The sequence below is a fragment of the Bacillus cereus genome, assembly GCF_025917685.1.
Taxonomy (GTDB): Bacteria; Bacillota; Bacilli; order Bacillales; family Bacillaceae_G; genus Bacillus_A; species Bacillus_A cereus_AT.
On record NZ_CP089518.1, the window covers coordinates 3,053,084 to 3,079,342 of the forward strand.

The window sequence follows — 26,259 nt, forward strand, 5'->3', positions numbered from 1 at the left end:
ATTATATTTTATTTAAGAAATAACATACCGTTCGGTACATTATTTCAAAGACAAAAGGAGATGATATTATGGATGCTAAAGAAAAAATGACAACTGCTCTTACTCAGAATAATGATCAGTTTCAACTCCCTATCAATACAATCATGCCCCGCTATATAATTCTATTATTTTCAATAGCTTGTGGGATGGCTGTGGCGAATATATACTTCGCTCACCCTCTACTTGATTCTTTATCCAATGAGTTTAAGATCAACCATTCAACTATTGGTGTCGTTATTACTATTACTCAAGTTTGTTATGCACTCGGATTACTTTTATTAGTTCCACTTGGTGATTTATTAAACCAAAAAAGACTTATTATTGTTCAAATGCTTTTATCCGTTTTCGCTTTAATTGTGATCGGAGTCGCTCCTTCAAGTACCGTACTTTTTATAGGTATGGCCTTAGTCGGAATTCTTGCAACTGTTACGCAGACACTCGTTGCTTACGCATCCATTTTAGCTAATCCAAAAGACCGTGGGCGAATAGTAGGTTTCGTCACGAGTGGTGTCGTAATAGGAATTCTACTTGCACGTACATTTGCCGGAACATTAACAGATCTAGCTGGATGGCGTTCCGTTTATCTTACCTCTGCTGTACTTATGCTCTTCGTAATTGGTTTGTTATATCGTAATTTACCTAATCTTGAACATAAAAAAACAGCTATGACCTATCGTAAATTATTACATTCCGTTCTCTTATTATTTGTAGAAGAGCGCCTCTTACGCATTCGCGGAATATTAGCATTGCTCATTTTCACTTCATTCAGTATTTTATGGACTTCATTAGTTTTACCTTTAAGTGCTGCACCATATAATCTATCACATACAGCTATCGGAGCATTTGGTCTTGCTGGAGTTGCTGGTGCATTAGCTGCCACTAAGGCCGGACAACTTGCTGATCGCGGATTCAGAGAAAGAACTACTGGCATAGCCTTATCCTTATTATTACTTTCATGGCTCCTCATTAAATTAATGAACCATTCTCTATTCCTACTTGTTACCGGCGTTATCCTTTTAGATTTAGCTGTGCAAGCTGTACATGTCACGAACCAAAGTATACTTTTCACAGTGCGTCCTGAAGCAAGAAGTCGGCTCACTGCTAGTTATATGATTTTCTATTCTATCGGCAGTGCTACAGGTGCCATTCTTTCCACAAACATTTATGCAAGCTACGGATGGAACGGAGTTTGTATATTAGGTGCATCCGTTAGTGCTTGTGCTCTTTTATTCTGGGCAATGACCTTACGACGATCATCAAAACTAAAAGAAGAATAATTCATTTGTGTATTTTTTAATACGTGTTTTTCTACAAGGCTATAAAGTGAAACTTTGATCAGTGAGGGTTTTGCTCATCCCCCCGCTGATTATTAGCCTACACCAATCGGGCGTTTACGGGCCCCACAAATAGCCGGAAAAAATAGCATTTACTTTTTAACATAAATCAACGGCATTTTTATATTAAAAATGCCGTTGATTCCAAATTCTATGTATGCGATTCGCCATTTCATGATAATAGATCATATACTAGCGAAATACATCTATTACAAATTACCTTTAACTTTTCCAACAATCTCGTTTATCGTATTTCGATCTAGCTTGTCACTAATTTCGTATGGCTCACGATCTCCTACTAATTGTACGCCTACGATGTCGTTGCGGTCCTTACCGTATTGCACTTCAATAATAGATCCGCGCTCTATTTGTTTCCAAATGTAACCTGCTTCATCTTTATTGTCTAATGTAATACAGTCCTCAATGTTTTCATTAATTCCAATTAACATATTATCGTCAATATACCCAATTTCGTACTGTTGACGTTCTTTCGCTTTTCCGCTTACTAATATACCCGCGCTACCATATGAGTAATCCATATAGTCCTTTTGCTCCGTTTGTACCGCTTTCGGCTCTTGTACTTCAGTTTTTTCAGTAGTCCCACAACCGGTAAAAAGACCGATTGGCATAACTGCAGTTAATATTACTCTAGTAAATTTCTTTATCATTTATAACTAACCTCACATGATTAAGTTTTAGTTTCATTTATTGCTTTATTAAAAGATAACATGACAGCGCGAAGAAAAAGCCGAATAAAAAATATTTTTTACATTTCCCACTTATATAAAGGACTAGGCCATTTAAACCTAGTCCCTACATAACTTTAACTTTTCTTTACATGCTTAATGATGCTTCATTCTTATTTCTTTACTATACCCTGTACAACTTATATGTTAGAAACTTCTTCTTTCATTTTATCCCGCATTAACGCCCGATTGGTGCGGGATAATAATCAGTGGGGGATGCCCCCCGCTGATTAAAGTTTCACTTTATATACCCTATCTCTTTTCTCATCATTCTTGATAAAAGTAAGCTTCCCTTCCGTCACAAAACCTTCTAATAGTAAGCATACTTGTCCATATGCTTTTGGCTTATTCGTTGTGAATCTTTCATCTGATATTTTACCAGCTCGTATTAATTGTTCGCATAGCTCCAGTGCACTTATTTCTTCGGCATTCATTAATTCTAATATATCTTTTTGCAATGGTGATAAAGGTTCAGGTATCTCGGCTACCTCTACCTTTTCTTGTTTATTTTCTTTTTCGTCTTCAAATAAATCTTCAAATGAAATTTGATTCATTACATCTTTTCCTTTCTCATAACGAATTTGCTTAACATGAACTGAATCCTATATGTACTAGAACTTTTACATTTAGTTATTGTTATGTAGTCCTTACCTCTTTACATAAATTTTATAACACATGTGCATTATTTTACGTAGTATATTCCCATTATACCAAATATACGTTCTGTCATCTATTGCGGAATTCTTTATTGTTGAACTGAAAGCAATAGTAAACATCCAGTGCACAAATCATGCTAACAAAAAACACTGCTAATCGCATTGTTTGAGCTATCTCCACATGTCTATCAAGCTAAGAAAAACGAACATCCAAAATAAAAAAGCGAGGTTACTATTGTAGTACCTGAAAAGCAGACAGTCTTTAAGACCTAGTTAAGCAAGTATTCTATGTTGCGAATGAAAAAGGATCTGATATGAATATCAGATCCTTTTTCACTGCTTCTTTTATAAATTTAATTTCTTGATACATACATCGTTCCACACGATTACTGGTTCATACGTACTCAAATTATCATACACAGTTTTTACAATACTAGGCGGAAGGTTAACACATCCTCAGATCCACCTTTTCCTGTGGCAGTGCATAATGTTTAATAGAATTAAAGCATATTTTTACTTGCCAGACTTAATTTTTTCGCTATATTCTTCTAAAGTTAACCCTTTTTCTTTTAGATAAACAGCAACTTCTTTTCCTACATAACGATAGTGCCATGGCTCATACTTAATGCCAGTAATATTCTCTTTATCTTTCGGATAGCGGAGAATAAATCCATACTCTGCAGCATTCTTATCTAACCATTTGAATGCATCGGTAGTTTCAAATTTTGCATTTAAATCTTCTACAGTATTCTGCCATTCAACTGAAATAATGTCTAATGCTAATCCAGTATGATGTTCACTTGCGCCAGGATACTGAAGATATTCCAATGCCTTAGCACTAGCCTCTTTATCCGACAAACCTTGAGATTTATAGCTTTTAACTGAAGCATCATAATACGTTTGTTGTAATTTTATAGCTCGATAACCTGATCTTAAATAAAGATTGATTCCCTCTTTTTTTGCAGCTGCTACCATATCCTGATAGGAAGTTGCAATTCTACTATCTATTTTCATATTTGGCTTAGCATTTTGGGTGATACTTGTTAATTCAATTCCTAGTTCCTTTGATAACATATGGTCTCTATTTACAAGAATAATTCTCCAATCATTAGGATCAGAGATAGGTAAAACATCTTTTTTCTTCGCATTTATCTCATTTTTATTTTTATCGTTATTATTAGTAGTTTCCTGAGATGTTTGTTTTCCACTACAAGCAGCAAGGCTCCATCCCAATGCCAATACCAATGCTAAAATTATAAATTTTTTAATTGTATCTCATTCCCTTTTTGTTTATTAGTCTTTATACCAATTTCCCAACACATCTTTAGGAATATCCTTGAAATCCTTCAAAGAAACGGGGCCGACAAATTCTTTAATCCCATGATTTTTAGAATTTTCATCCGAATAATCTTTTAAAAATTGAATTTTAAAATGTTTCTTACCATCAGCATAGTCGGTTACTGTCGGTACAACTGCAGCTTGTCGTATACCAAAAGTTTCATCTTCATACTTGACAAATTGTATATACGATAGTCCTCCAATCAATGTTTCTAATTTTTCTTGAGCAGAAATAAGGTTTCCAAGAGAATAATAGATTAGCGTTTGATGTCCATCTTTATTTTGTTTCCACTCAACTGGTTGAATTACATGTGGATGATTTCCAATTACTACATCTACACCTAAATCTGTTAAATATTGAGCAACTTCTTTTTGTTGGTTTGAAGGTGTAGAGGTATATTCAACTCCCCAATGCACCATAACAATCACCATATCAGAACTACTCTTTGCCTTTTCCACATCATTTTGTATCGCTTTTTTATCAATTAAATTTAATGCCCAAGACTTATCAGCTGGAATTTTAATTCCATTCGTACCATATGTATAATTAAGTAACGCAAAACGAATCCCATTTTTTGTAATCGTTTTTATTTCATTGCGCTCGTTTTGACTCTCATTAATGCCTACCGGGATAACATCCGGATATTTCTTCCAGTATTCTCTTGTATTCGCAACACCTTTAATACCCATATCCATAGCGTGATTTGTCGCTTGAGTCACTATATTGAATCCAGTATCCACTAGAGATTGACCCACTTCTTCAGGTGTATTGAAAGTAGGATATCCCTGTACTTTTAAATTATTTCCTGCAATCGGGGTCTCCTGGTTCACTATAGCAAGATCACTTGATTTAACAGCTTTTTTGATATTTTCATAAATATAGTTATAATCATATGAACCGTCTTTTTGTTTGCCATCTTTAATTACTGCGTCATGGTATAAATTATCACCCGTTGCTAATAAATTCACAACCGATTTTACTTTTTTATCTTCCGTAAAATTAGGAGACTGTTGGATAGGACTTTTATCTACCCAATTCGGTGTTTTTAATGATTTATCTGTATTTGATTGTGCCGGTGGTAATGAAGCTTTAGATGTCTTAACATCTGTATTATCACAAGCGGTTAAAATCACTAAAAAAATAAGACATAATAAAAAAAACTTTTTACTTCTTTGTAAAGTATCTAACATGTGATCCTCTTTTCTGTTTTATTACTTATAACCAGTTCTAACAAATCATTCTTTAAAACAACGTATTTTGGTTTTACCCTTAATTATGGAAGGACACTTTGTTACATCAGCTTCGGAATATACGGATAATCATTTTCCATTCTCTAGCAATCTATCAATTCCATCAGAATTGATAGATTGCTAGAGAAACATGATCCATCAGGATGTCGACTAGATTCTAATCAATCCTCCAGATATTGAGTTTCATATACCTGTTCCAATTGCAGTAACTGATTTAATCTAAACAAGATAGGAGAATAGTTCATATAGCCTCTTCTCTTGCTTTACGTTCGTGAGTGGCTCCAAAAAGAGGGGATCGTTTGCTGTACCCCCTTTAAATATTATGAATCTTTGTAACTAATTTCTTTACGTTAAGCGACAAATATTATACCGATAAAAACAAGTAAGACCCAAGAACTTATTTTACCAATATACAAAAAAAGTAGCAATCTTTTCTACGCCCTATATAAAGAAGCCAATTAGGAGAAATGCAAAAGGAAATGGCATTTTATATGTATCGTACTCTGAATTGCACATAATTTTTAGCAAAAACAATAAATACATAATTCCCCGTTTGTTTTCTATGAATTTCCGCAAAAAAAAATAGAGGTAGTACCGAAATTGGTACCAACCCCTCATCCAATCATTTCAATATAATTTCACGCTTTCTTCAACGAAAATAGAATATAAATTTTTTCAATTTCATGCGATTCTTCTAATACCCACGAAGTTTGATTTAAAATCTTCTGTAACCCTTCCAATCCAAGATACCTAATTTGCACACCAATAAACTCCGTAAATCCAAGGTATCCCGGATTTACATGCGCTCGGTCGAAAATTAATGAACCCGTGACACGGGCATCCGCTGGGGAATTTTCAAAGAAACGGTTTAAATTCTCAATGATATCTGAATCCGAACCATACTCGAAAAGCCCCCCTTCCGATGAACAGAGCTGAATCCAACCCGAATGTTCCAAACTCATTGTTAATAATGAATCCGGTTGGCTCCAGTTATAATGAATTGTATTAAGAGTTATATCAAGACCATAGAATCGTTCCCCCTGCTGCTTCAAGACATCCATACACCTTTTTGCGAAATTAGGGCCGTAAGTATCAATATCTAAAATATTAATCTCAATCTTTCGTCCCTTAAGTAATTCCGGGTCTGATTCCTGTATTAAAATCAAAGTATTGATACTGTCCGTAGCAGCACCACCAGCTATATTAAAAAAACAAAGCCCCCGTTCAGGGAATTGCTTAAGCTGAGACAACAAAATTTCCGATTGGTGTCTGCAAAGATCCCTCAGCCTAATCCGAAGTCCCATAAAAGAAGTTTGCTTCACCGCCCACTTGTCCCGAAAGCCTAATTTTATCCCCTTACTTAAACCAGGGCCTAGTTTGTACAGTAAAGTACGCATACCGCTAAGATAAGAATCATCAACATTCGACATTTTCACAAAGATATTTTGAATAAAGCTAGGCATCTTTTTTAACGATTCAATGCTCCGGGCTGATTTGAGACAATTCAAATGATACGCCTGTTCATCAATACTTTCATTAAAAAGGGGATGAGTGATATCCAGCACCGGCAATTGAATTTCATCCTCAAAAACCGCATAGAGGATTCGCTGATTTTGATTTACTTCCATATTTTGAACTCCACCTCGCTTAAGCGATCAAATTCGAACTAACTAAAATACAAATCTAGTATAATTCTGCTCTTCCAGAAAGATTTAAAGTTGCGGTTGTATTTACTTGCCATTCCGCACCGAACACAAAAAAATGATACGTATTTATAGTATGCTTTTTGATATTACAATTTTCTTCTAGACGACAAAATTGATGGAATACGGATTAACGAGCACTCGGCTAATTCACCTATTTTCCCTGCAAATTTTTAGTTTTAATTTATTATATTCGCTCTCCAATCCATGTCCGGCCAACTAGTTTCTTTTCGTTCTTCCTAGAAAATATCCATTCATTCTATTCAATTCCTCATCTTCCTATTCCTTCATTGGTCAATAAAAAAATAAGCCATCCAACTCACAAAGACTGAATTGGATGGCTCTATACGATAATGAGAATTTGTTATTTGTATTACTTCAATTTCCCCTCAAAAACAATTTTTCTACCACACGGTTCAACTTCTGTTTTCCCGTCTTTCTTTACTTCATGAAAGATTGGCTCTTCCATGCGACGAGATGGTGCGTATCCTTCTTGTTCCATGCGTGCCAAGCACTCTGTAATTGTTTCATTTTCTAGTACTTCAAATTTTTTCTTATTAGGTTGTTTTGTCATGCCCTAACCTACTTTCTATTTTTCTTGATGCGAATTGATTTTTCATGTAAATAATATATAACATTGCGAGAATACCCATTATAATCATAACCGCAATAAAAAAGCTTGTATACTGTATTTTTTCTATAAATACGCCTCCTAATACAGGACCCATAATACTTCCTAAACTAAAGGCAATTCCAGATAATATATTTCCTGCTGGTAGTAAGTGTCTCGGTAATAAATCTGTCATAAATCCAAGACCTAATGAGAAGCATGATCCAATTACCATACCAGCTAGAAGCATACAGGCAAAGACAATCCAGTAATATTGATCAAATACTGCTGCAAGTAGGAAAATGCCAGTACTTACGCTGAACATCCACGTTAAAATACGATCTCTTCCGTATTTATCACTTAACATACCGAGCGGGATTTGTGTAATAATACCTCCAACTGCGAATGCTGGTAATAAGAAGGAAACTTCCGATACAGACCATCCTTTGCGAAGTGCGTATACTGGCAAATTACTATTTAACATCGCTTCAAGTACACCATATGCAAGTGGACCAATAAGTGCAATCCAAGCTAATCCAACGACTTGTTTATAACGAGAAAAGGATGATTCACTCTCAGTTTTCGCCTCATCTTGTGCTGGAAATGCATTTTTCGTTGGTAGTAGTAAAAGCCAGCCAATTAAACAAAGTATAGTAGATACGATAAATGGTGTTGCAAGACCGTACTGAACAGTACTCGCTAAATACGGACCAACGGCGAAACCAATTCCGAAGAATACACCGTATATCGATACTTGTCTACCTATTTTACTCGGGTCCGATGTTGTCGTAATCCATGTTTGCGTTCCAACATGAAGCATATGATCTCCGACTCCAACTAGAAATCTAAGAACGAACCATACCCAGAATGAAAAGGTTTGTGTAAAAAAGAATAATGAAATAATAACGAGAAACCCACCAATCACGATAATTGGCTTCATTCCAAACTTTTGCATCGGTTTTTCAAGAAACGGTGAAATAAATAATATCCCAATGTATAATGCCGTCGCATGAATACCATTAATACTTGAACTAACCCCTTCTTGTTCAAAAATCATTGCAATGGCAGGTAATAGCATGCCTTGTGATAAACCCGAGATTGCTACAATCCCAACCATAATCCAAAATGTAAAACGCATTGACATCCCTTATCTCTCCCTTTTGTAATTCACCACACTCATTATATATTGTTTACTATCGAATAAGAAAGAACTAGTGGCTGAAATAATTTTGGTTTTCCCACAAAAAAGAAGCTAGATACATTTCATCTAACTTCTTCCTCAACCTACTTACCTTCTAACCAATCCTCAACATGTTTTATAAATACATCTAAACAATCAATAAACGGTGAATGACCGCAATCTTCTAACAATTTTAATTCTGCATTCGGCAAATGTTTCGCTAACTCCTCACCCACTACTTGCGGTACGACATAATCTCTATCACCTTGTATGACGAGTGTCGGAGCTTTAATACGATGAATTTGCTTATTTCCCTCTACAACCCCATTATGTTCATCCGAAATATTAAATGTAATGAGCGCATAATTCACATCTACGAAATTACGTTGCGTTAACATATCATCTAAATACTTTTCATAACGATCCGGTTTAGGTTGATTATGTGTATATATTAATAGATTCCACACTGTACGGTAGTATACTTTATTCATATTTTTTATCGCATCTAGCACTGGTGCAATTTGTACGGGATCTTGCGCGATTTCTTCTTTCGTTTTTAATAGACTTGTTACGATCGGTTGCCCGTTAATATCTTTTTTAAAGATTGGATAGCCCTTCATTCCTACTGATTCTACTAAAATTAACTTTTCGACAAACGTTGGATGATTCGCTGTAAATTCCATCGCAACACCACCACCCATTGACCAGCCCATTAATGAAAATTTCTCTAGTTTTAATTGATTGATAAATAGTTTTACATCTCCTGCAAAGTCTTGTAGTGAATCTATCGACTTATTATAAGTTGATTGTCCAAATCCTCTTAAATCAATTGCGTAAATATGATATTGATCTTGCAGTTTCTCAATAACTAAATCAAAGTGTTGTGACGATGTCATATTCCCATGAATGAGTACGAGTATTTCTTCATTTTGCCTTCCAACTTCTTGATATGCAATCGTTTCTCCATTCGATAATGAAACAAACTCCATTGTTGCAGGCTTAATCATCACAAGTTCCCCCATTCTTTTTAATAGAAAGAAAATTCTTTACTTAATTAAAGAATACCATACAGAATATACGTTCTCAATATAAAATCTATACGAAAATTTAACATAAAACTACATGTCTATTACTAGACAATTATTATGAAAAAGGATATAGTTAGCTAGGTAACTAATTTGAAAGGATCAAAATACATGGACGAAAAACAACATTTTTTTCACATTGTAAGTCAAACTTCTCGTAAATTTACGAAGAAATTCAATGAACGCGTATCTCCAACTGGATTATTTAGTGCGCAATGGGCTGTTATATTCCGCATTAATCAAACTGGATCTTGCACCCAAACAGAGTTATGCCAATATTTAAATGTTGAATCACCAACGATGACTCGTACGTTAACACGCATGGAAACGATGGGCTGGATTATTCGTACTGAAGGAAAAGACCGCCGCGAGAAGCTCATTTCCTTATCGGAAACAGCAATAGAAATGATTCCAGTATGGCAAGAAGAAGTTGATGCCTTTGAAGAAAAGACGCTAGAAGGTATTAAAGCAGAAGACTTACATGAAGCTTTTCAATTGTTACAACAAATTATCAAAAATTTAGATCATTAATATGGAGGGATGACGATGCAAAGTGAAAAACTTTGGACGAAGGATTTCCTCGGAACTTGTTTTAGTAGTCTGTTTCTCTTTTTAACGTTTTACATGCTTATGACTACTCTGCCTGTCTATGTTATAGACGGCCTAAAAGGAAAACCTGAGGAAATTGGTTTAGTTGCAACTGTTTTTCTTATTTCATCTGTTTTATGTAGACCATTCACAGGAAAATGGCTCGATGATTTAGGAAGAAAAAAAATATTATTTATTTCACTTTCACTATTTTTAGCCGCTACTGTTATGTATTTCGGTACGCAAAGTTTATTTTTATTACTTGCCCTTCGCTTCTTACACGGTATTGGATTCGGAATGGCAACGACAGCAACTGGAACAATTGTAACTGATGTAGCACCAGCTCATAGACGCGGCGAAGCACTTGCTTATTACGGCGTATTTATGAGTCTACCGATGGTAATTGGTCCTTTTTTAGGTTTAACAATTATTTCTCATTTTTCATTTACTGTACTATTTATCGTTTGTTCAGTATTTTCATTACTCGCATTTTTATTAGGATTACTAGTCAATATTCCACATGAAAAACCAGTAAACAAACAAAGACGAGAAAAAATGAAATGGAAAGACTTAATTGAACCATCTTCTATTCCGATCGCTCTAACAGGATTTGTTTTAGCCTTTTCTTATAGTGGTATTTTATCCTTTATTCCTATTTATGCAAAAGAGCTCGGTTTAAGCGAAATTGCAAGTTACTTCTTTATTCTATACGCACTTGTTGTTGTAATTTCTCGTCCATTCACAGGAAAAATCTTTGATCGTTTCGGTGAAAATGTACTTATTTATCCAGCTATCATTATTTTCACAATTGGGATGTTCATTTTAAGCCAAGCGCAAACTTCATTTTGGTTCCTTGGCGCAGGTATGCTAATCGGTTTAGGTTACGGAACATTAATTCCAAGTTTCCAAACGATTGCGATTTCTGCAGCTCCAAACCATCGACGTGGTTCTGCGACAGCTACTTACTTCTCGTTCTTCGATAGTGGTATTGGCTTCGGTTCTTTCATTTTAGGAATAGTCGCTGCCAAATCAAGTTATCATAATATGTATTTCATCGCAGCTATTATCGTTGCGTTCACTTTACTTCTATATTATGGATTACACGGACGAAAACAAAAATTCAAAAAGCAACGTACAGACGGACAAATATCCGCGTAACGTTAATAAGGAAAGTAAACTCCTCTGTTTACTTTCCTTATTTTGTGTTTCTTTCAAGACGAGCGTATACTTATGATAGAAACTAAAGGAGGTACATACATGAATGTAAAGAAATCTCCCCTGCTATTATTGCTATTAATATTACTATTCGTAGTTACAGGGCTTGGATTTACTTTTTTTAAAAATAATAAAGCAACTCCAACTAAAGATAATGTCACTAAGGAAAATTGGTTAAGTGATCCATACTTACGTTGGTCGTATACACATATGAAAGAATTTACTTTAATTAATGAAGTAAAAAACAATCCTGACCAAATTGCTCACTTCCCTACCGCGTTACAAAACTTAGACGATTTTGCAATTGAACGTGGATTTGGAAATACGACTCCTTTAAAGAAACTTTTAGATAAAAACAAAACAGATGCTTTTGTCCTTGTACATAATGGACAACTTGTTTATGAACGATATTTCAATGAATATAACGAAAGCGAGCCTCACGGAATGGCATCGTTAGCAAAAGTGTTTACTGGTGCAATCATACAATCTCTCGCTGATGAAAATCGTATTGATGTAAAGAAAACAGCTGATACTTACATAAAAGAATTAAAAAATACACCGTTCGGCAAAGCAACACTTCAGCAATTAATGGACATGCAAGTTTCTGCAGAGTACCCTACTCACGGATATATGCAGCCAGGACTAGAAAATCAAGATGCTCAATTATATTTAGCTAGTAATATTTTACCCCGAGGTAAAAATTACGAGGGGCCAATGAAAATTTATGATATGTTACTAGAAGCAGAAGAAACCGCACCGCCTGGTTCAGCTTTTTCTTACAATAACGGATCAACTGAAACACTCGCTTGGGTTATTCGAACAATCACTGGTAAATCGTTAGCTGAAAATGTAAGCGAACGAATTTGGTCTCAAATTGGTATGGAAGAAAATGCTTATTACGTAACAGATGAAACAGAAGTAGAACAAGCAAGTGCTGGTTTAAATGCAACTGCTAGAGATATGGCGAGATTCGGTCAACTATTATTAAATAACGGGCAATATAATGGAAAGCAAATCATCCCTTCTTCTATAACAGAAAGTGTGAAAAATGTACAAGAAGGTGAACTTGCAATCGGCGATGGCGCTTCTATTTCTTATCATAATCAATGGTGGATTCCGCACAATGAACAAGATGCTTTCGAAGTGTTAGGCAGTTACGGACAAACGCTTTACATCGATCCGAAAGCAAATATGGTAATTGTCCACTTCTCTTCTAACGCTGCGCCTAGTAATGAAATCCATTCGGTTTATTCCAATATGTATATTGATATTGCACATCATTTGGAAAAGCTTCCACAGTAGTGGAAGCTTTTTTTATTTACACAAATCCTATTCCAGTTATCACTTGGTTATTAGAAGTTACCGAAAGAATTACTATGTGAGCCACGCCTAAACCCTATTTATTGTGATAATATTTTATAAATTTGAAAACACTAGTGCTTAGGAAAGGAGGGATTGCGAATGTCTGTAAAAAAGCTATTAACTGGATTAATCATTTCACTTGCGATGATTGTAGTTATAGCTACTTTAGGTTCGCTCCGTGTATTTGCCGAATCCGACGCTGTGAGACAGCCTGTTGAGGTTGAATTGAATGATGATTACTTTAATCCGAGTACCATCACTGTTCCGGTTGGGAAAACGACAACGTTGCTATTAAAAAACAAAGGCAATAGAGAACATACCTTTACGGTGAAAAAGCTCGGAATTGACGTAGAAGTCCCGTCAGGAAAAGAAATTACAATTACCGTAAAACCTGAAACTCCCGGTACATATGAACTAATATGTCGGTTCCACTACTTGAAAGGAATGGATGGAAAAGTAATAGCCAAATAACAAGCAGTACCGACCGATCCTTACTTTTTTATAAAGTGAAACTTAAATTCGCGGGGGTGCCCATCCCCCCGCAGATTATTAGCTCTCACTAATCCGTTTTTTACGTGCAGCATAAAATCTTTACGCTGTTGTAGCGTACGAAATTTGTGTTTTGTTGGCGGTACCCCATCGCTATCAAGCTAAGGATTGGGAATCACCTCAAAACGAAAATTTTACCCTTTACAGTTAGTTATAGAATCCGGCTTATTTTTTTCGTTTCGGGGAACTACCAATTTCTTAAGTTGATGGATGTGGGACGCTACTCCAGATAGGCATCATTTTAAAAAAATTAACTGCTCTTATATACTATAAAGAGCAGTTCTTTGTATGTAGTAACACAACTAAATGAGAATTTACGCCTTGAAATATTAGGAAATATATTCTTGGAAATGTTCGATAATAAATTCTTTAAATGTTCTTGCAGCAGGAGATAAATAGTGATTACGTGCTGTAGCTAACGCGATGGTTCGTTCACATGGATAATCAGTAATTTCTAGAAAATGTAGATGGGATTGATCGAATTCATTTACTTTAGGTAATATAGCTATGCCTAATCCAGTGGCTACAAAGCCTAAAATTGTTGCGATTTCTTCTCCCATAAACGTAATTTTTGGATAAACTTGAAGCGTTTCGCACATTTGATCGAATATATAGCGAAGGCCGTATCCTTCCTTAAAACAAATAAATTCTTCATTCTCTAATTCTTTAAATGATATATGTTTTTTCTGAGCGAATGGATGATTTTTTGAAACAGTGAGATACAGCGGTTCTACGTTTAACCTTGTCCATTCAATTTGCTCGTGTAAGATCGGCGGAGAAGTTAAGCATATGTCTGCTAATCCTTCTTTTACTTTTTCTAAAAGGTGAATGTTTGCCCCTTGATACATTTGAAATGTAACGTTTGGATAGAGCTTCTTATAATCCGCGATAATTTCAGGGATTGGACGAGTACCTAATGTATGTAAAAAAGCAATTGAGATTTCTCCGCTTTCAGGAGAAATCGTCTCTTGGATTTCTGCTATTCCAGTATGTAATGCGTTTTGTGCTTGTTTCGCTCGTTTTAGAAACATCTCCCCGTATCTTGTTAAGCGGACGTTTTTCCCTTCTCTAATGAATAAAGGAACATGTAGTTCTTCTTCCAATTTTAAAATTGAACGGCTAAGGGCCGGTTGAGAAATTAGTCGTTCTTTTGCAGCTTTTGTGAAATGTTTGTGCTGTGCTACAGCAACGAAATTTTCAATTTGATGCCATTCCATATATTCATCTCCCTATTATGCATTTTGGTTATCAATATGATGTGAATTATAAATTAGACACATAGATAAAGGAAGCGTAACATAAAGAGTGCAGTTTTGATAGAAAAAGGGGAGATTACAATGACTTATATCCAAAAAGGAACAAAGACATATACAAATGCTAGCATAGCATTGTTTCTTGGCGGGTTTGTTACGTTTGCTTCATTATATGCAACGCAACCACTACTACCTATATTAGCAAAAGATTTTGGGATTTCCGCACCAGCAGCGAGCATAACATTATCTATTACAACAGGGATAATGGCTATAATGATGCTCATTGTAGCAACAATTTCAGATGTAATTGGTCGGAAACGGATTATGGTAGTATCGATGTTTTTAACATCTATTATCGGAGTATTGACAGCATTTAGCCCGAGTTTTACTATGCTCGTTTTGTTAAGAGGAGCACTTGGATTATGTATAGCAGGTCTACCGTCTATTGCAATGACTTATATTGGGGAAGAATTTGAGCCAAGCGGACTAGGAAAGGTTATGGGGCTGTACATTTGTGGAAATGCGATAGGAGGCATGACAGGTCGTATTTTTATTGGAATTGTAACAGATATATCATCATGGAGAATTGCATTAGGATTGCTTGGTATTATTACAGTCATTTGTAGTATCCTATTTTGGCGTACATTACCAAATCCTCTGAATTCTAAGAAACAAACGGTTAACTTTCAATCTATGTGGAATGCTTATGCAGTACATTTCAAAAACAAACAATTGGTAGCGACTATTTTTCTAGGATTTACATTAATGGGGAGTTTTGTAACATTGTACAATTATATTGGTTTTTTATTAGAAGAGCCTCCCTATTCGTTAAGTCAAACGTTCATTGGATTTTTATTTATTGTATATCTGATGGGAACATTTAGTTCTGTATTTATGAGCAAGCAAGCAGATTTGCACGGGAGAAGCTTTATACTTATGGTTTCTATTACGATTATGATGATAGGAGCGATAGTAACACTTGTACCTAATCTTATTATAAAAATAATTGGGTTATCTATTTTTACATTTGGTTTTTTTGGAAGTCACTCTATTGCTAGTGCTTCGATTGAAAAATATGCAGAAGTGAATAAAGCGCAGGCGGCAGCATTGTATTTATTATTTTATTATCTAGGTTCAAGTTTTATTGGAGCATTTAGCGGTTATTTTTGGGAGCATTTCCATTGGATTGGAATCATTTCATTGATTGTGATGTTGTTAATTGGAGGACTTTCGCTCGTTTTATTAGCTCAAAAAGAGTATCATATTCAGCATAAATCTTGACGATGTAAATGAAAGTACCTTTTGTTAACATAAAGCCAATGTATTGTGAAAACTATAAAAGCCCCTTTAGAAGATATGAAGAAACTTTCTGATCACTCTAATAATACTAAGTTAAGCTATAATTGTGTTTGAAGGGTTCACCATACATACCCATCAAATTAAGAGTTTTATAACGCCCCAAAACAAAAAATGTACATTTTCTCCTGGAGGTGTCAATTTTTTCGTTTTGGGGTATTTGCTTTTCTTAGGTTGATAGCAATGTGGCAGTACCCCATGCCCATCAACTTAAGGTTTTGAAATACCTCCAAAGCAAAAATTTTATCCTTCCACAGCTGTCTATAAGAGTTCAGCTCATTTTTTCGTTTTGCGGAACAACAGATTTTTTAACTTGATAGCAATGGGGTGGTACCCCTAATACCCCAGAAGGAAAAGAAGAGTATAATTCCTTTAACGTACAAGGAGTTCCATATATCATTGTAAAAAATCATGAAAATAACACCCAAAAAATCAATTCTTGGATTCAGCACTTAATCATTAGAAGAGGCTATTTTATAATAATCATCCCCCAAAAAAGAAACGAACAAAAATGTTCGTTTCTTTTTCATAGTGTTTAATGCTCAAGAAAATTTATAACCGCATAAATATATAGAACGACTAGAGCAAAGGCACATATTCCCATAATTATAATCGCTAGTGCGCTTTTCTCTTGTCTAAACCCTATAATTCCAAGAATAAATGCACTCAACATTGTTACCATAAGCATTTTAGAAATGTTGGGAATTGAATATTCACTCAACCAGGTAGAGATACTTACAATTGCGAAAAAAGAGAACACAGTTAGAATAATAGATAATATATTAATATGCTTCCCATACTTCAAGTGCATTTCGCTCCCCCTTTTTCTTTTCATTAGTGAATAATAGGTAGATGATTATTTTTATTTTATTCTAAATTTTCTTGAAAGTATACACCCAAAAGAAGAGGTTGTCCCAAAATTCGCTGAATAGTTATTTTCGGGCAACCTCTTTTCTTTATTTTTTACTTTCCTCTAGTTTAGAGATACTTGCTTCTTTTTCAGGTAACGTATCAACAAAATCCTTTTGAGATTTTAATAGGTCAGATTGTTGTATCCAAGCCTTAAGATCATCTAAAGATTTACGGGCTTCTTTTACATCGCCAGTAATATCATTCATGTTCAACTTATTAAATTTTGCCTCCCCTTCTATATGCATATACTTATATTATTACAATTTCTGTGAAAACTGAAAGAGATACATATGTTATCAATTTGATAAATATTCTGTTGGAGGCATTATGTATCATTTATTATCTTTTTCGGTAGACTGAATATATTCAAAGAAATCCGGTGGTTCTTCCATTGCTTCTTTTTTAAATTTTTTAAGTTCTTCACGTTCACGCGGAGACAATTTTTCTAGTAGGAGTACTACCCCATTATGCAAAAGATAAAAATTGGAAGCCAATAGATGAAAAATAATAATTCCTTATTCAACTAACGCATGCATTAGTTGAATAACCTAAGGCTGTTTCGGTAGCCATTTTTTCGTACCAACTGGCATTTTAGTTTTCAATATGTGAAAAGGGATTTCTAAGTGATTAATTGAATATATATTTATTGTTTACTAATTTTCAGGAGGCCCTTTATGGGAGATAAGCTTTACTGTATTGCTGCATATCAAGTTCTTAATGAAGAAAGACTAGGAGCTTCGCACGGTTCTATAATAACTTATAGTGATGCTGTGACAGGATCTCCTGTTAGTGAGTTAGGGTGTTTTTTAATTTATGTATTATAGTAACGTATCCGAAGAGATTGATATAGTGACATATCAACCAACTGAGGTGGTACCACGAAATTGCAACTCTCGTCCGCAAGAATTATTTCTTTTGGGTGAAAGTTTTTTTACTATATAAGTTTCATTCTGTCATAATTTAAAGTTTTCGAGAGGAGAAATGATATGAATCCTATTTTATTAGATGTTCCGTTACAAATAGAAACAGACAGACTCATTCTTCGAGCACCACTTCCAGCTGGTGAAGGGAATGTAGTACATGAAGCTATTAAAGATTCAATTCATGAATTAAAGCAATGGTTGTCTTTATTCCAGTCAATTCCTACTGTTGAAGAAACGGAAATTCTCCTGAGAAATGCGCATATAGATTTTTTGAAAAGAGAAAGCTTTCGCTATCTTATCTATAATAAGGAGACGAATGATTTCGTTGGAACGGCTAGCCTTCACCGAATTAATTGGAAGGTTTCTAAATGTGAAATTGGATACTGGATTAACACACAATTTAGTGGCAGTGGATATATGACAGAAACAGTAAGTGCTTTAACAAACCTTGGATTTCAGTTATTCAAATTTAGAAGGATTGAAATACGATGTGAATCTAATAACACGAAAAGTCGTGCGATCCCTGAAAAACTAGGCTTTGAACTTGAAGGGATATTACGTAATGAAGATTTTGCAGCTGACGGCAAACAACTAACTGATACCTGCATCTATGCAAAGGTAAATTAGATTGAAATTTTAATACTCAATTGAGTCTGTTTACATAGTTTATTCCCCTTCTAATCCATTATTGTGATTTGTTCAAAACCATAGTACACCTATATGTTTAAAATGTAATGTACTGAAATGATATATTCTATTAAAACAATAAATTTTACTTCTCATAGTAATAATATCAGTATTATAGATGTTACAATCATTTTATAAATAACTTCATGAAGTTATAAAATTAGGACCGTACATATTAGACATATCTAAAATGTACGGTCCTTTTACAATTTGAATTTCTTTTTAAGCTTCTTATATTTTCTATATGAACGTCTAACAATGTTTAACATGAAATACGGTATTTTAACAGGGAAAGGTAATTTATAAATGAAAGGCAAATAAAATGTAAAATATGCCTTTTCTAGGTCTCTCCACTTACTATCTTCTTTTGTTTTTAAGAAATCAGATACATCGACTACATATCCCCTTCCGTTTTCCATCATCACATTTTTCCCGTGAACATCACAAGGAGTTAATCCTTGCTCCCTTGCATACTCTATAGCTTCATTGATATCAAGGATTACCTGCTTAGGAATTTTAATCCCCTTATGAATAGCATCGTATAAGGTAATTTCTTTTAAACGTTTCAATACTATGAAATTTTCTCCTTTATATATAAGCTTCGAATAAGAAGGATGATTTCCGATTCTTCGGTATACTTCTGACTCTTTTTCAATTCCTTCTCCTTCTCGCGCGTAAACTTTCACTACCCAATCTTTGTATTCTTTGTGCATAAATACTGCGGCATAATTACCTGTCCCTAAACACTTCCAAAGTCTAGGAATATCTTTAACTACTACAGGCTCGAATTCCTCCTCACTTCTTATGCTTACCTCTTTTAATAATTCGTCCTTTATCAATCCCACAAAACTATTTATACTCATCATTCCCACTCCGGTTTTGCTAAAAGGTGTACTACCCCATACCCATCAAGTTAAAAAGTACATTCTTCCCTAATACGAAAAAAATGAGCAGACTTCACTAAGTAACTAACTTTAGAGAAATAAAATTTTCATTTAGGGGGGTACTTCAAAACCTTAAAATGGATATTCTACGCAAATATATACTATTAATAAGTTATGTTAACTTCACATGATTATATTATAAAAAAATTCTGTAAATACCGTTACAAAAAGTGTACAAGCTACATTTATTAATAATATACAACTTACACAAGTTGTTCAATGAAGAATATTTCGCAGATAAAATTGACTGTTTTAAACTAGAAACTCCAAACCATTTACTCCCATATACTCAAGGAGTTAACGAATGGATTGGTTTATTTTTTGTCGGAGGAAATAGATTAGCAGATGGAGAAAGCACATCACCTCGTTGTCCAAATGATCCTAAAGGTCATAGTAACGAAGAAAATGATCTAATGCTTCCTATAGTACCAGCAATTCTTAATCCTATTCTCACACAAAAAGAGGTAGAAAAAGCTCTGCACAGTCCTAAAGCTTTTTATTTTCAAGATTAATATAAAAAAAGAGGACAAGAACATTCTTACATCAAAATTTCCTCCCATTTCTCTACTTATCAAGTAACATTAATAAATGAGGTACCGTCACATTCTCATAAAGCTAAGGCTTCACACCATTCATTAAGCAAAAAAAAGACCGTATTATTACGGTCTTTTTTTATCCCCCTTACACAGAAACTATGACTGTGTAACTTTATTAGAAACAAGTAGTTTTTCAATACATATAGGTAACATATCTAATAACGTTTCAAATGCGTAATTTACGTCCAGACGCTCCGTCCATTGATGTGCATCTTTTCCTACCGGTCCCATATTTAATACTGGAACGTCAAATTCTTCTAATTCCTGCAGTGGAATTGAATATCCTTTATCCCATAATGGCATATTGTCTACAAGAGAACTCATTGAATCCAATGGGTTCTGTAAGCCCACATAGCTCAAATCTGAAATTCCCCCGAAATAATTTTGATTTTCAAATGAAATGCTATGATTATAGTGGGCATACTTTTTCATTTCTACAACTGCCTCTTTAATTAAAGGATTGTTGCGTGAACTCACAGCTGGATAGTATGGCGGAGCAAAGAAAAGTACAATCATTGGAGCCTTTTCTTTACATAAGATAGCTAATTTGTCTACTAAATCAATAGTTACCGCACGATCATCTTTATCTTCTCTATTTTTTATAATATCGGATTGAATTTCATCTATTTTTTCTTGTCCATATTGTTCAATTGCATACGCGATAAGCTCTTCATACGTTAATACATTTACTTTGAGATTCGGCGGTATGAACGGATTATACTTAGAAAAATGATACGCGCGCTCCTCATACGATTCTTCGATTTTCTCTGCTACTTTCGTTACTTTTTGACGTAACAATGAAACTACATCTGTCATCGTTTTTTCTAGTAAAAACAAATTAAATAATGTGACAGCACGATGAGGAATTTGTACAGAATAATCCTCCTTTAAGTCTCTTTGAAGCAAGTTAGTTGGTGGAGGGCTCGCTTCCCCTTCTACAATATCACAAAGGTCCGTATTCAACTCTAATTCTGCTGTTAATAATGCAGCCATATAACTCCCATTTAACCCTGCAAAAGGTTCGCCTACATGTGTCTCTTTTCCATAGCAAAGGAAACCAGGTAACACTTTGCCAATAGAACCAGTATAAATATACTTATTTTGGTCACCAGGATGTCTTGAAAACATAGGCTCTGAATTTAAGACCGTTTTATAATCTAAGTCGTGTTCTTTTGCTAAATCTAATAACCTCGGAACAGCAGCCCTCATCCCTACAGAGTTCACTTCTTCATCTGGAACAGCCAATAAAAGAACATTCCCATCAAATCTTCCTTCACAAGCTTGTTCAACCATCGCCATTTGTAAAGCTAGACCACATTTCATATCCATTGTTCCTCTACCAAAGAGCCAATCTCCTTGTTCAATATCTTCACGTACATGATCTGGTAGCTCATCTTTATGAGAATAAAACATAGATGTTAACTTTTTAGGGTTAAATGCATCTTCTTTCCACACTCCGTAATCTTGTACATCTACAACATCAAAGTGACTAACAAGAATTACAGTATTTTTCGTACTATCACTTTTCTTTACTAGGGCTGTAACAAAATATCGTCCATCCCCCGTCGGATTTTTTTGCAAATGATGCGGATTTTGTTTGAAATACTGTAAGTCAGATAATTGTTCTACAACAAAGTCTGGCAATATAACTTCAGCTTCTGAACCTGTAATACTAGGAATTTCAACAAGATTGCTTAATAATTGCACCAATTGTTCTTTAGATTGCCACTTTGACATATAAATCCCCCTATTTTTCCGCATTATGAAAATCAATTCCAATATATGAATAAAAAATGACGACAGTTATCAAAATTATACTTCTGATGTTCTGCCGATTTTTATTGATATTTCATGAGCCGCTTGTTTTACCTTACTAATAAGAAAAGATAGTCGATCATCATTAATGCGATGACTAATCAATCCGATACTTAATGCTCCTACTACTTTATGATTAAACCCTATAATAGGTGCAGCTACTGAAGCTGTCCCTTCTGTTTTTTCACCATAACTCACAGCATACCCTTCGTTTCTTATCTGCTTTATTTGATCGGAAAGGATTTGCTTTTGTTCTGGTAAAGAAGAAAGTAATTGTTCTACAATGTGTTCCATTTCATTCGTGTTCATATTGGCAAGCATCGTTTTATTTGCTGCACCAATCGAAAGTGGAATCTGTTCCCCTAAGTTATCGATAACTCGAATTTTTAAAGGGCTATCAATTCTTTCAATGATAATAGAATGTGTTCCATTTGGAATGTTCAAATAAACACTTTCTTCAACTTCAGAGGCCAAACGCTTCATCACTTCTCTTGCAACAGATCTATAGTCTACCTTCTCCAATTGACGTAATCCTATTTCCATCCACATTGGTCCAATCTTGTACTGTTTTGTTTCTGAAATTTGCGTAACTAATCCATGCTCCATTAGAGAGTTCAGTAACCTATGTACTGTACTAACCGGGAGATGTGTTCTATCAGCTATATCAGAAATAGCCCAATACTCTTTTTCATTTGTAGAATTTAACAACTTAATAATACCTATCGCTCGATCAATGGACTGTACCATAACTCGCCTCAACTTTACTTGTAGTATGTTTAGCCTAATTAACTATCAATTTAACAAAAATTCAAACTGAAATCAATTAATTTATTTAATTTTCAAAATAAACAAAAGATACGCTATCAACATTTTGAAAACGCAAACAAAAAAATATTGACTTTTTCTCTTAATTATCTGAAAATTATAACAGGATTTCACATCACGGAATGCATTCCATAATACGGAAAAACATCAATTTTCATACTACCAATTTTGAAAGTGAGGAAAACAATGACGCAAGTAAACAATTCAAACAATGAATTAAAGCGCACGATGAAAAGTAGACATTTATTCATGATTGCACTCGGTGGTGTGATTGGAACGGGGTTATTTAACGGATCTGGTTTTATTATAAGTCAAGCTGGACCTGGTGGATCCGTACTTGCCTTTATGGCCGGTGGATTATTAATGTATCTTGTTATGTTATGTCTTGGTGAGCTTGCTGTAGCAATGCCTGTTTCAGGATCTTTCCAGGAATATGCTACCAAATTCATTAACCCTGCCACTGGGTTTACAATCGGCTGGTTGTATTGGTTAAGCTGGGCGAATACGACCGGTCTTGAATTTACAACTGCTGGTATTACAATGCAGCGCTGGTTTCCTGATATTCCTGTCTGGGTTTGGTGTTTAATATTTGGTGTTACAATATTCACTATTAACGCATTATCTGCTCGTAGTTATGCAGAAACAGAATTTTGGTTTTCAAGTATAAAAGTATCTGCCATTATTGCTTTCATTATTCTTGGCGGCGCCGCTATGTTCGGCTTTATTGATTTAAAAGGAAACGAACCCGCTCCGCTTCTTTCAAATTTTGTAAATCATGGTGGTTTATTCCCAAATGGACTTGCCGCTATTCTTTTAACAATGGTTACAGTCAACTATTCCTTCCAAGGTACAGAACTTGTTGGAATCGCAGCAGGTGAAAGTGAAGATCCAGCAAAGACTTTACCTCGTTCTATTAGAAATATAATATGGCGCACGATGTTTTTCTTCGTCTTAGCAATCTTTGTTCTTGTAGCTTTAATTCCTTGGGAAGAGGCAGGATTAACTAAGAGTCCGTTTGTTGCTGTTTTTGATAATATAGGTATTCCTTATGCAGCTGATATTATGAACTTTGTTATTCTTACTGCTGTTCTTTCTGTCGCAAACTCAGGGCTGTACGCTGCAACACGAATGCTTTGGTCATTATCAAAAAATGATATGGCTCCAGCCTTTTTAAAGAAATTATCATCACGAGGGATACCTCTAAACGCTTTAATCTTAACGATAGCTATTTCTGCTTTTTCTCTTTTGACAAGCGTTGTAGCTGCTGAAACAGTTTACTTATGGCTGATTTCAATTTCTGGAGTCATTACAATTATTGTTTGGATGTCAATTTGTGTTTCTCAATTCTTTTTCCGTAAACATTATTTAGCCGAAGGTGGAAAATTAGAAGACTTAAAATTTAAAACTCCACTTTATCCTCTTGTACCAATTCTTGGTTTTGGATTGTATGGCATTATATTAATAAGTCTTATCTTTATCCCGAATCAAAGACTAGGAATCTATTGCACTGTACCATTTATCATCTTTTGCTACACCTACTATCACTTAAAGGTAAAGAAAAGAATTGCTACTAACACTCATACAGATACTAAAATTAGCGAAACTTCTTAATACTGTAATTTAAAAGACCGCACATTGCTTTTATTTTGTGATAAGAGCCATAATTTTGCCGTTTGGCAAGCTTATGGTTCTTTTTATTTGCGGCAAACATATGCTTCCAGGATTTGAAGAATATTTTTAATATCGCTTTTAAATAAAGTCACGCTGTTTATAAAAAAGACGCGATGTTTTGTCCCTTTGGATCTGTTTATCTAAAGAGATGTTTTTATAGTGAAAAGAAGATCTGAACTGAAAGACGAATTAAGGAACTGCTAAGTAGCAATAAAGTTACTCCACTAAAGGGCCAGATTGTTGAGGAACCTTTTCAGGCAATTGGATTATTCAAGTTTGAATAGATCATTGAGATTGCGAAGGTTTTCACTTAAACTGACGGGGCAGTAATACTCAATTGAAAATAATGGTAAAGTTAGTGAAAAGAAGAAGGATTGAAAATCGTATAGATTCATTCATTGTAATACATTTTAAGTTTTTGTGTGGCGAGGTATTTGAGAAGTAAGAATGATTTCATCAAAAAAACCATTGGAGCTCCAACCCGTTTTTATATGACTATTTTTTCAGACCCAATTTAACATCATAACAAATTATAAATAAACAGTCTATACTTTTGGTTAGATTTTTTATATAGTTTGATTGACAGCAAAACCTAAAAAAGGGGGGTTATTCATTGAGAATCACTTGTCACCTTGATCAATCTGATTTACAGGAGTATATGCAAAAAGTCTTTGGTACCAGTTATTTGGTTTCTAGTGTAACGAAAATGCATGGTGGTGCACAAAAGGTAGTCTATAAGATTGACTGCAGCAATGGATTTTCCTGCGTTCTGTATGTTTGGGATCTTACCATGAATTATTTTCAAGAAGAAATAGCAAACGGAGATATACATGAGCACTCCTATAGTAGTGATTTATTTGAATTAAATAACAAGTATTTAATCCAACAAGGAATTCAAACTCCCCTTCTATATGATCTGAATAAGGAAAGAAACCGTTATCCTTATGATTATGCTCTCGTTGAATATGTAAATGGACAAAAGGCAGAAGTTTATTTTCAACATTCCGATTCATATGTTAAAGATAAAGTGTTTCAGCGGATAGGAGATATGCTGGCAGACATGCATGCTAACGAGAGACTTACTCATGGGAAAGCGAATCAAAGTAGGATCAACACGGAAAAATGTCATCACTTGCAAATGAAGAATGCAAAAAGAGCTTTAGATTACGCATGCCAACATATTGACAGCATCAGGGCTAGTCATAGCAATCTACTCGATACATTGTACGAGCTTGAATCAAAAATTGAACCAAGAAGTCGTTATGGATTTATACATGGGGAACTCGGCCCTGATCATGTATTAATTAATGACAAACTAGAACCTTATTTGATTGATATCGAAGGAGCCGAGTTCTTTGATATTGAGCATGAGCACAGTTTTTTGCAGTTTCGATTTGGGGATTATTATCGATATTTAAAGAATGGTACTCTCGATCCCAACAGGATGTTATTCTATCGATTCCATCATCATATATCCTTAACTTCAGGCGGGTTGAGATTGCTTCACAGAGGATTTCCGAATCAACAATTTGCAAAAGATCTAATCGATCACCATTCCCGTTGTGCACTGCATTTTATTGAAGGTTGAACTTATGTCATTAAAAACTAAAAGACAGACAGG

General features: G+C 34.7%; 25 protein-coding genes. 11 read left to right on the forward strand and 14 right to left on the reverse strand.

Translation table 11 applies throughout. The features are described 5' to 3' along the window. The first annotated feature begins 68 nt into the window (after positions 1-68). Positions 69-1,316, forward strand: a complete 1,248-nt coding sequence (locus tag LUS72_RS15835) for an MFS transporter (protein ID WP_097830328.1) — start codon at positions 69-71, stop codon at positions 1,314-1,316. Between the two features lie 266 nt (positions 1,317-1,582). On the opposite strand, the gene LUS72_RS15840 is transcribed toward LUS72_RS15835, so the two are convergent. The 8 genes from LUS72_RS15840 to LUS72_RS15875 form a co-directional block, all read right to left on the reverse strand. After that, positions 1,583-2,041 (reverse strand): hypothetical protein, encoded by a 459-nt coding sequence (locus LUS72_RS15840; protein WP_097830329.1) that lies wholly within the window; start codon positions 2,039-2,041, stop codon positions 1,583-1,585. A 308-nt stretch (positions 2,042-2,349) separates the two neighbouring features. Beyond that, a complete protein-coding gene (locus LUS72_RS15845; RefSeq protein WP_097830330.1) occupies positions 2,350-2,673 on the reverse strand; it encodes a DUF3895 domain-containing protein in 324 nt (107 codons plus the stop codon). A 615-nt stretch (positions 2,674-3,288) separates the two neighbouring features. Then, a complete protein-coding gene (locus LUS72_RS15850) occupies positions 3,289-4,020 on the reverse strand; it encodes a M15 family metallopeptidase (protein ID WP_097830331.1) in 732 nt (243 codons plus the stop codon). Positions 4,021-4,068: 48 nt separating this feature from the next. After that, positions 4,069-5,304 carry a CapA family protein gene (locus tag LUS72_RS15855; RefSeq protein ID WP_097830332.1) on the reverse strand — a complete coding sequence of 412 codons (1,236 nt, stop codon included), beginning with the start codon at positions 5,302-5,304 and terminating at the stop codon, positions 4,069-4,071. Between the two features lie 698 nt (positions 5,305-6,002). Next, positions 6,003-6,992 (reverse strand): hypothetical protein, encoded by a 990-nt coding sequence (locus LUS72_RS15860; RefSeq protein WP_264447137.1) that lies wholly within the window; start codon positions 6,990-6,992, stop codon positions 6,003-6,005. A gap of 448 nt (positions 6,993-7,440) precedes the next feature. Continuing rightward, the gene (locus LUS72_RS15865; RefSeq protein ID WP_097830334.1) at positions 7,441-7,641 is read right to left on the reverse strand and encodes an NETI motif-containing protein; all 201 of its coding nucleotides are present in this window, start codon (positions 7,639-7,641) and stop codon (positions 7,441-7,443) included. Continuing rightward, positions 7,625-8,821 carry an MFS transporter gene (locus LUS72_RS15870; RefSeq protein ID WP_264447139.1) on the reverse strand — a complete coding sequence of 399 codons (1,197 nt, stop codon included), beginning with the start codon at positions 8,819-8,821 and terminating at the stop codon, positions 7,625-7,627. Before LUS72_RS15870 ends, LUS72_RS15865 begins: the two co-directional genes overlap by 17 nt. Before the next feature lie 140 nt (positions 8,822-8,961). Further along, entirely contained in the window at positions 8,962-9,879 is a 918-nt protein-coding gene (locus LUS72_RS15875) for an intracellular short-chain-length polyhydroxyalkanoate depolymerase (protein WP_264447141.1), read from the reverse strand. 174 nt (positions 9,880-10,053) lie between these two features. Here LUS72_RS15875 and LUS72_RS15880 point away from each other — a divergent pair, with 174 nt between their 5' ends. The 4 genes from LUS72_RS15880 to LUS72_RS15895 all read left to right on the forward strand — a co-directional run bounded on the left by LUS72_RS15880 (position 10,054) and on the right by LUS72_RS15895 (position 13,578). Then, positions 10,054-10,473, forward strand: a complete 420-nt coding sequence (locus LUS72_RS15880) for a MarR family winged helix-turn-helix transcriptional regulator (protein ID WP_141533425.1) — start codon at positions 10,054-10,056, stop codon at positions 10,471-10,473. 15 nt (positions 10,474-10,488) lie between these two features. After that, positions 10,489-11,688 (forward strand): MFS transporter, encoded by a 1,200-nt coding sequence (locus LUS72_RS15885; protein ID WP_264447144.1) that lies wholly within the window; start codon positions 10,489-10,491, stop codon positions 11,686-11,688. A 99-nt stretch (positions 11,689-11,787) separates the two neighbouring features. After that, entirely contained in the window at positions 11,788-13,047 is a 1,260-nt protein-coding gene (locus tag LUS72_RS15890; RefSeq protein ID WP_097830339.1) for a serine hydrolase domain-containing protein, read from the forward strand. Between the two features lie 159 nt (positions 13,048-13,206). Then, the gene (locus LUS72_RS15895) at positions 13,207-13,578 is read left to right on the forward strand and encodes a cupredoxin domain-containing protein (protein WP_097830340.1); all 372 of its coding nucleotides are present in this window, start codon (positions 13,207-13,209) and stop codon (positions 13,576-13,578) included. 407 nt (positions 13,579-13,985) lie between these two features. Here LUS72_RS15895 and LUS72_RS15900 read toward each other — a convergent pair whose 3' ends face one another. Further along, the gene (locus LUS72_RS15900; protein ID WP_264447148.1) at positions 13,986-14,873 is read right to left on the reverse strand and encodes a LysR family transcriptional regulator; all 888 of its coding nucleotides are present in this window, start codon (positions 14,871-14,873) and stop codon (positions 13,986-13,988) included. A 120-nt stretch (positions 14,874-14,993) separates the two neighbouring features. Here LUS72_RS15900 and LUS72_RS15905 point away from each other — a divergent pair, with 120 nt between their 5' ends. Further along, positions 14,994-16,190: an MFS transporter gene (locus LUS72_RS15905; RefSeq protein WP_264447150.1), complete on the forward strand. Its 1,197-nt coding sequence runs from the start codon at positions 14,994-14,996 to the stop codon at positions 16,188-16,190. Between the two features lie 610 nt (positions 16,191-16,800). Here LUS72_RS15905 and LUS72_RS15910 read toward each other — a convergent pair. Further along, the gene (locus tag LUS72_RS15910) at positions 16,801-17,076 is read right to left on the reverse strand and encodes a hypothetical protein (RefSeq protein WP_097833156.1); all 276 of its coding nucleotides are present in this window, start codon (positions 17,074-17,076) and stop codon (positions 16,801-16,803) included. Between the two features lie 145 nt (positions 17,077-17,221). Beyond that, positions 17,222-17,422, reverse strand: a complete 201-nt coding sequence (locus LUS72_RS15915) for a hypothetical protein (RefSeq protein ID WP_306475231.1) — start codon at positions 17,420-17,422, stop codon at positions 17,222-17,224. A 429-nt stretch (positions 17,423-17,851) separates the two neighbouring features. Between LUS72_RS15915 and LUS72_RS15920 the strand changes: the two genes are divergently transcribed. Both LUS72_RS15920 and LUS72_RS15925 read left to right on the forward strand, forming a co-directional pair. Beyond that, complete coding sequence (locus LUS72_RS15920) at positions 17,852-18,001, forward strand: hypothetical protein (protein WP_170961028.1); 150 nt, start codon at positions 17,852-17,854, stop codon at positions 17,999-18,001. Positions 18,002-18,163: 162 nt separating this feature from the next. Then, positions 18,164-18,727, forward strand: a complete 564-nt coding sequence (locus tag LUS72_RS15925; protein WP_097833157.1) for a GNAT family N-acetyltransferase — start codon at positions 18,164-18,166, stop codon at positions 18,725-18,727. A gap of 263 nt (positions 18,728-18,990) precedes the next feature. On the opposite strand, the gene LUS72_RS15930 is transcribed toward LUS72_RS15925, so the two are convergent. Beyond that, positions 18,991-19,650, reverse strand: coding sequence for a protein kinase family protein (locus LUS72_RS15930; RefSeq protein ID WP_097833158.1), 660 nt, complete (start codon positions 19,648-19,650; stop codon positions 18,991-18,993). A 293-nt stretch (positions 19,651-19,943) separates the two neighbouring features. Here LUS72_RS15930 and LUS72_RS15935 point away from each other — a divergent pair, with 293 nt between their 5' ends. Next, a complete protein-coding gene (locus tag LUS72_RS15935; protein ID WP_240523206.1) occupies positions 19,944-20,243 on the forward strand; it encodes a hypothetical protein in 300 nt (99 codons plus the stop codon). A gap of 180 nt (positions 20,244-20,423) precedes the next feature. Here the strand turns inward: LUS72_RS15935 and LUS72_RS15940 are convergent, their stop codons facing one another. Beyond that, positions 20,424-22,064: a M20/M25/M40 family metallo-hydrolase gene (locus LUS72_RS15940; RefSeq protein ID WP_264447157.1), complete on the reverse strand. Its 1,641-nt coding sequence runs from the start codon at positions 22,062-22,064 to the stop codon at positions 20,424-20,426. A 75-nt stretch (positions 22,065-22,139) separates the two neighbouring features. Beyond that, a complete protein-coding gene (locus LUS72_RS15945; protein ID WP_097833160.1) occupies positions 22,140-22,889 on the reverse strand; it encodes an IclR family transcriptional regulator in 750 nt (249 codons plus the stop codon). Between the two features lie 264 nt (positions 22,890-23,153). On the opposite strand from LUS72_RS15945, the gene LUS72_RS15950 reads away from it, so the two are divergent. Both LUS72_RS15950 and LUS72_RS15955 read left to right on the forward strand, forming a co-directional pair. Continuing rightward, positions 23,154-24,578 carry an amino acid permease gene (locus LUS72_RS15950; protein WP_264447160.1) on the forward strand — a complete coding sequence of 475 codons (1,425 nt, stop codon included), beginning with the start codon at positions 23,154-23,156 and terminating at the stop codon, positions 24,576-24,578. Between the two features lie 718 nt (positions 24,579-25,296). Beyond that, positions 25,297-26,226, forward strand: a complete 930-nt coding sequence (locus tag LUS72_RS15955) for an aminoglycoside phosphotransferase family protein (RefSeq protein WP_264449066.1) — start codon at positions 25,297-25,299, stop codon at positions 26,224-26,226. Positions 26,227-26,259: the final 33 nt, after the last annotated feature.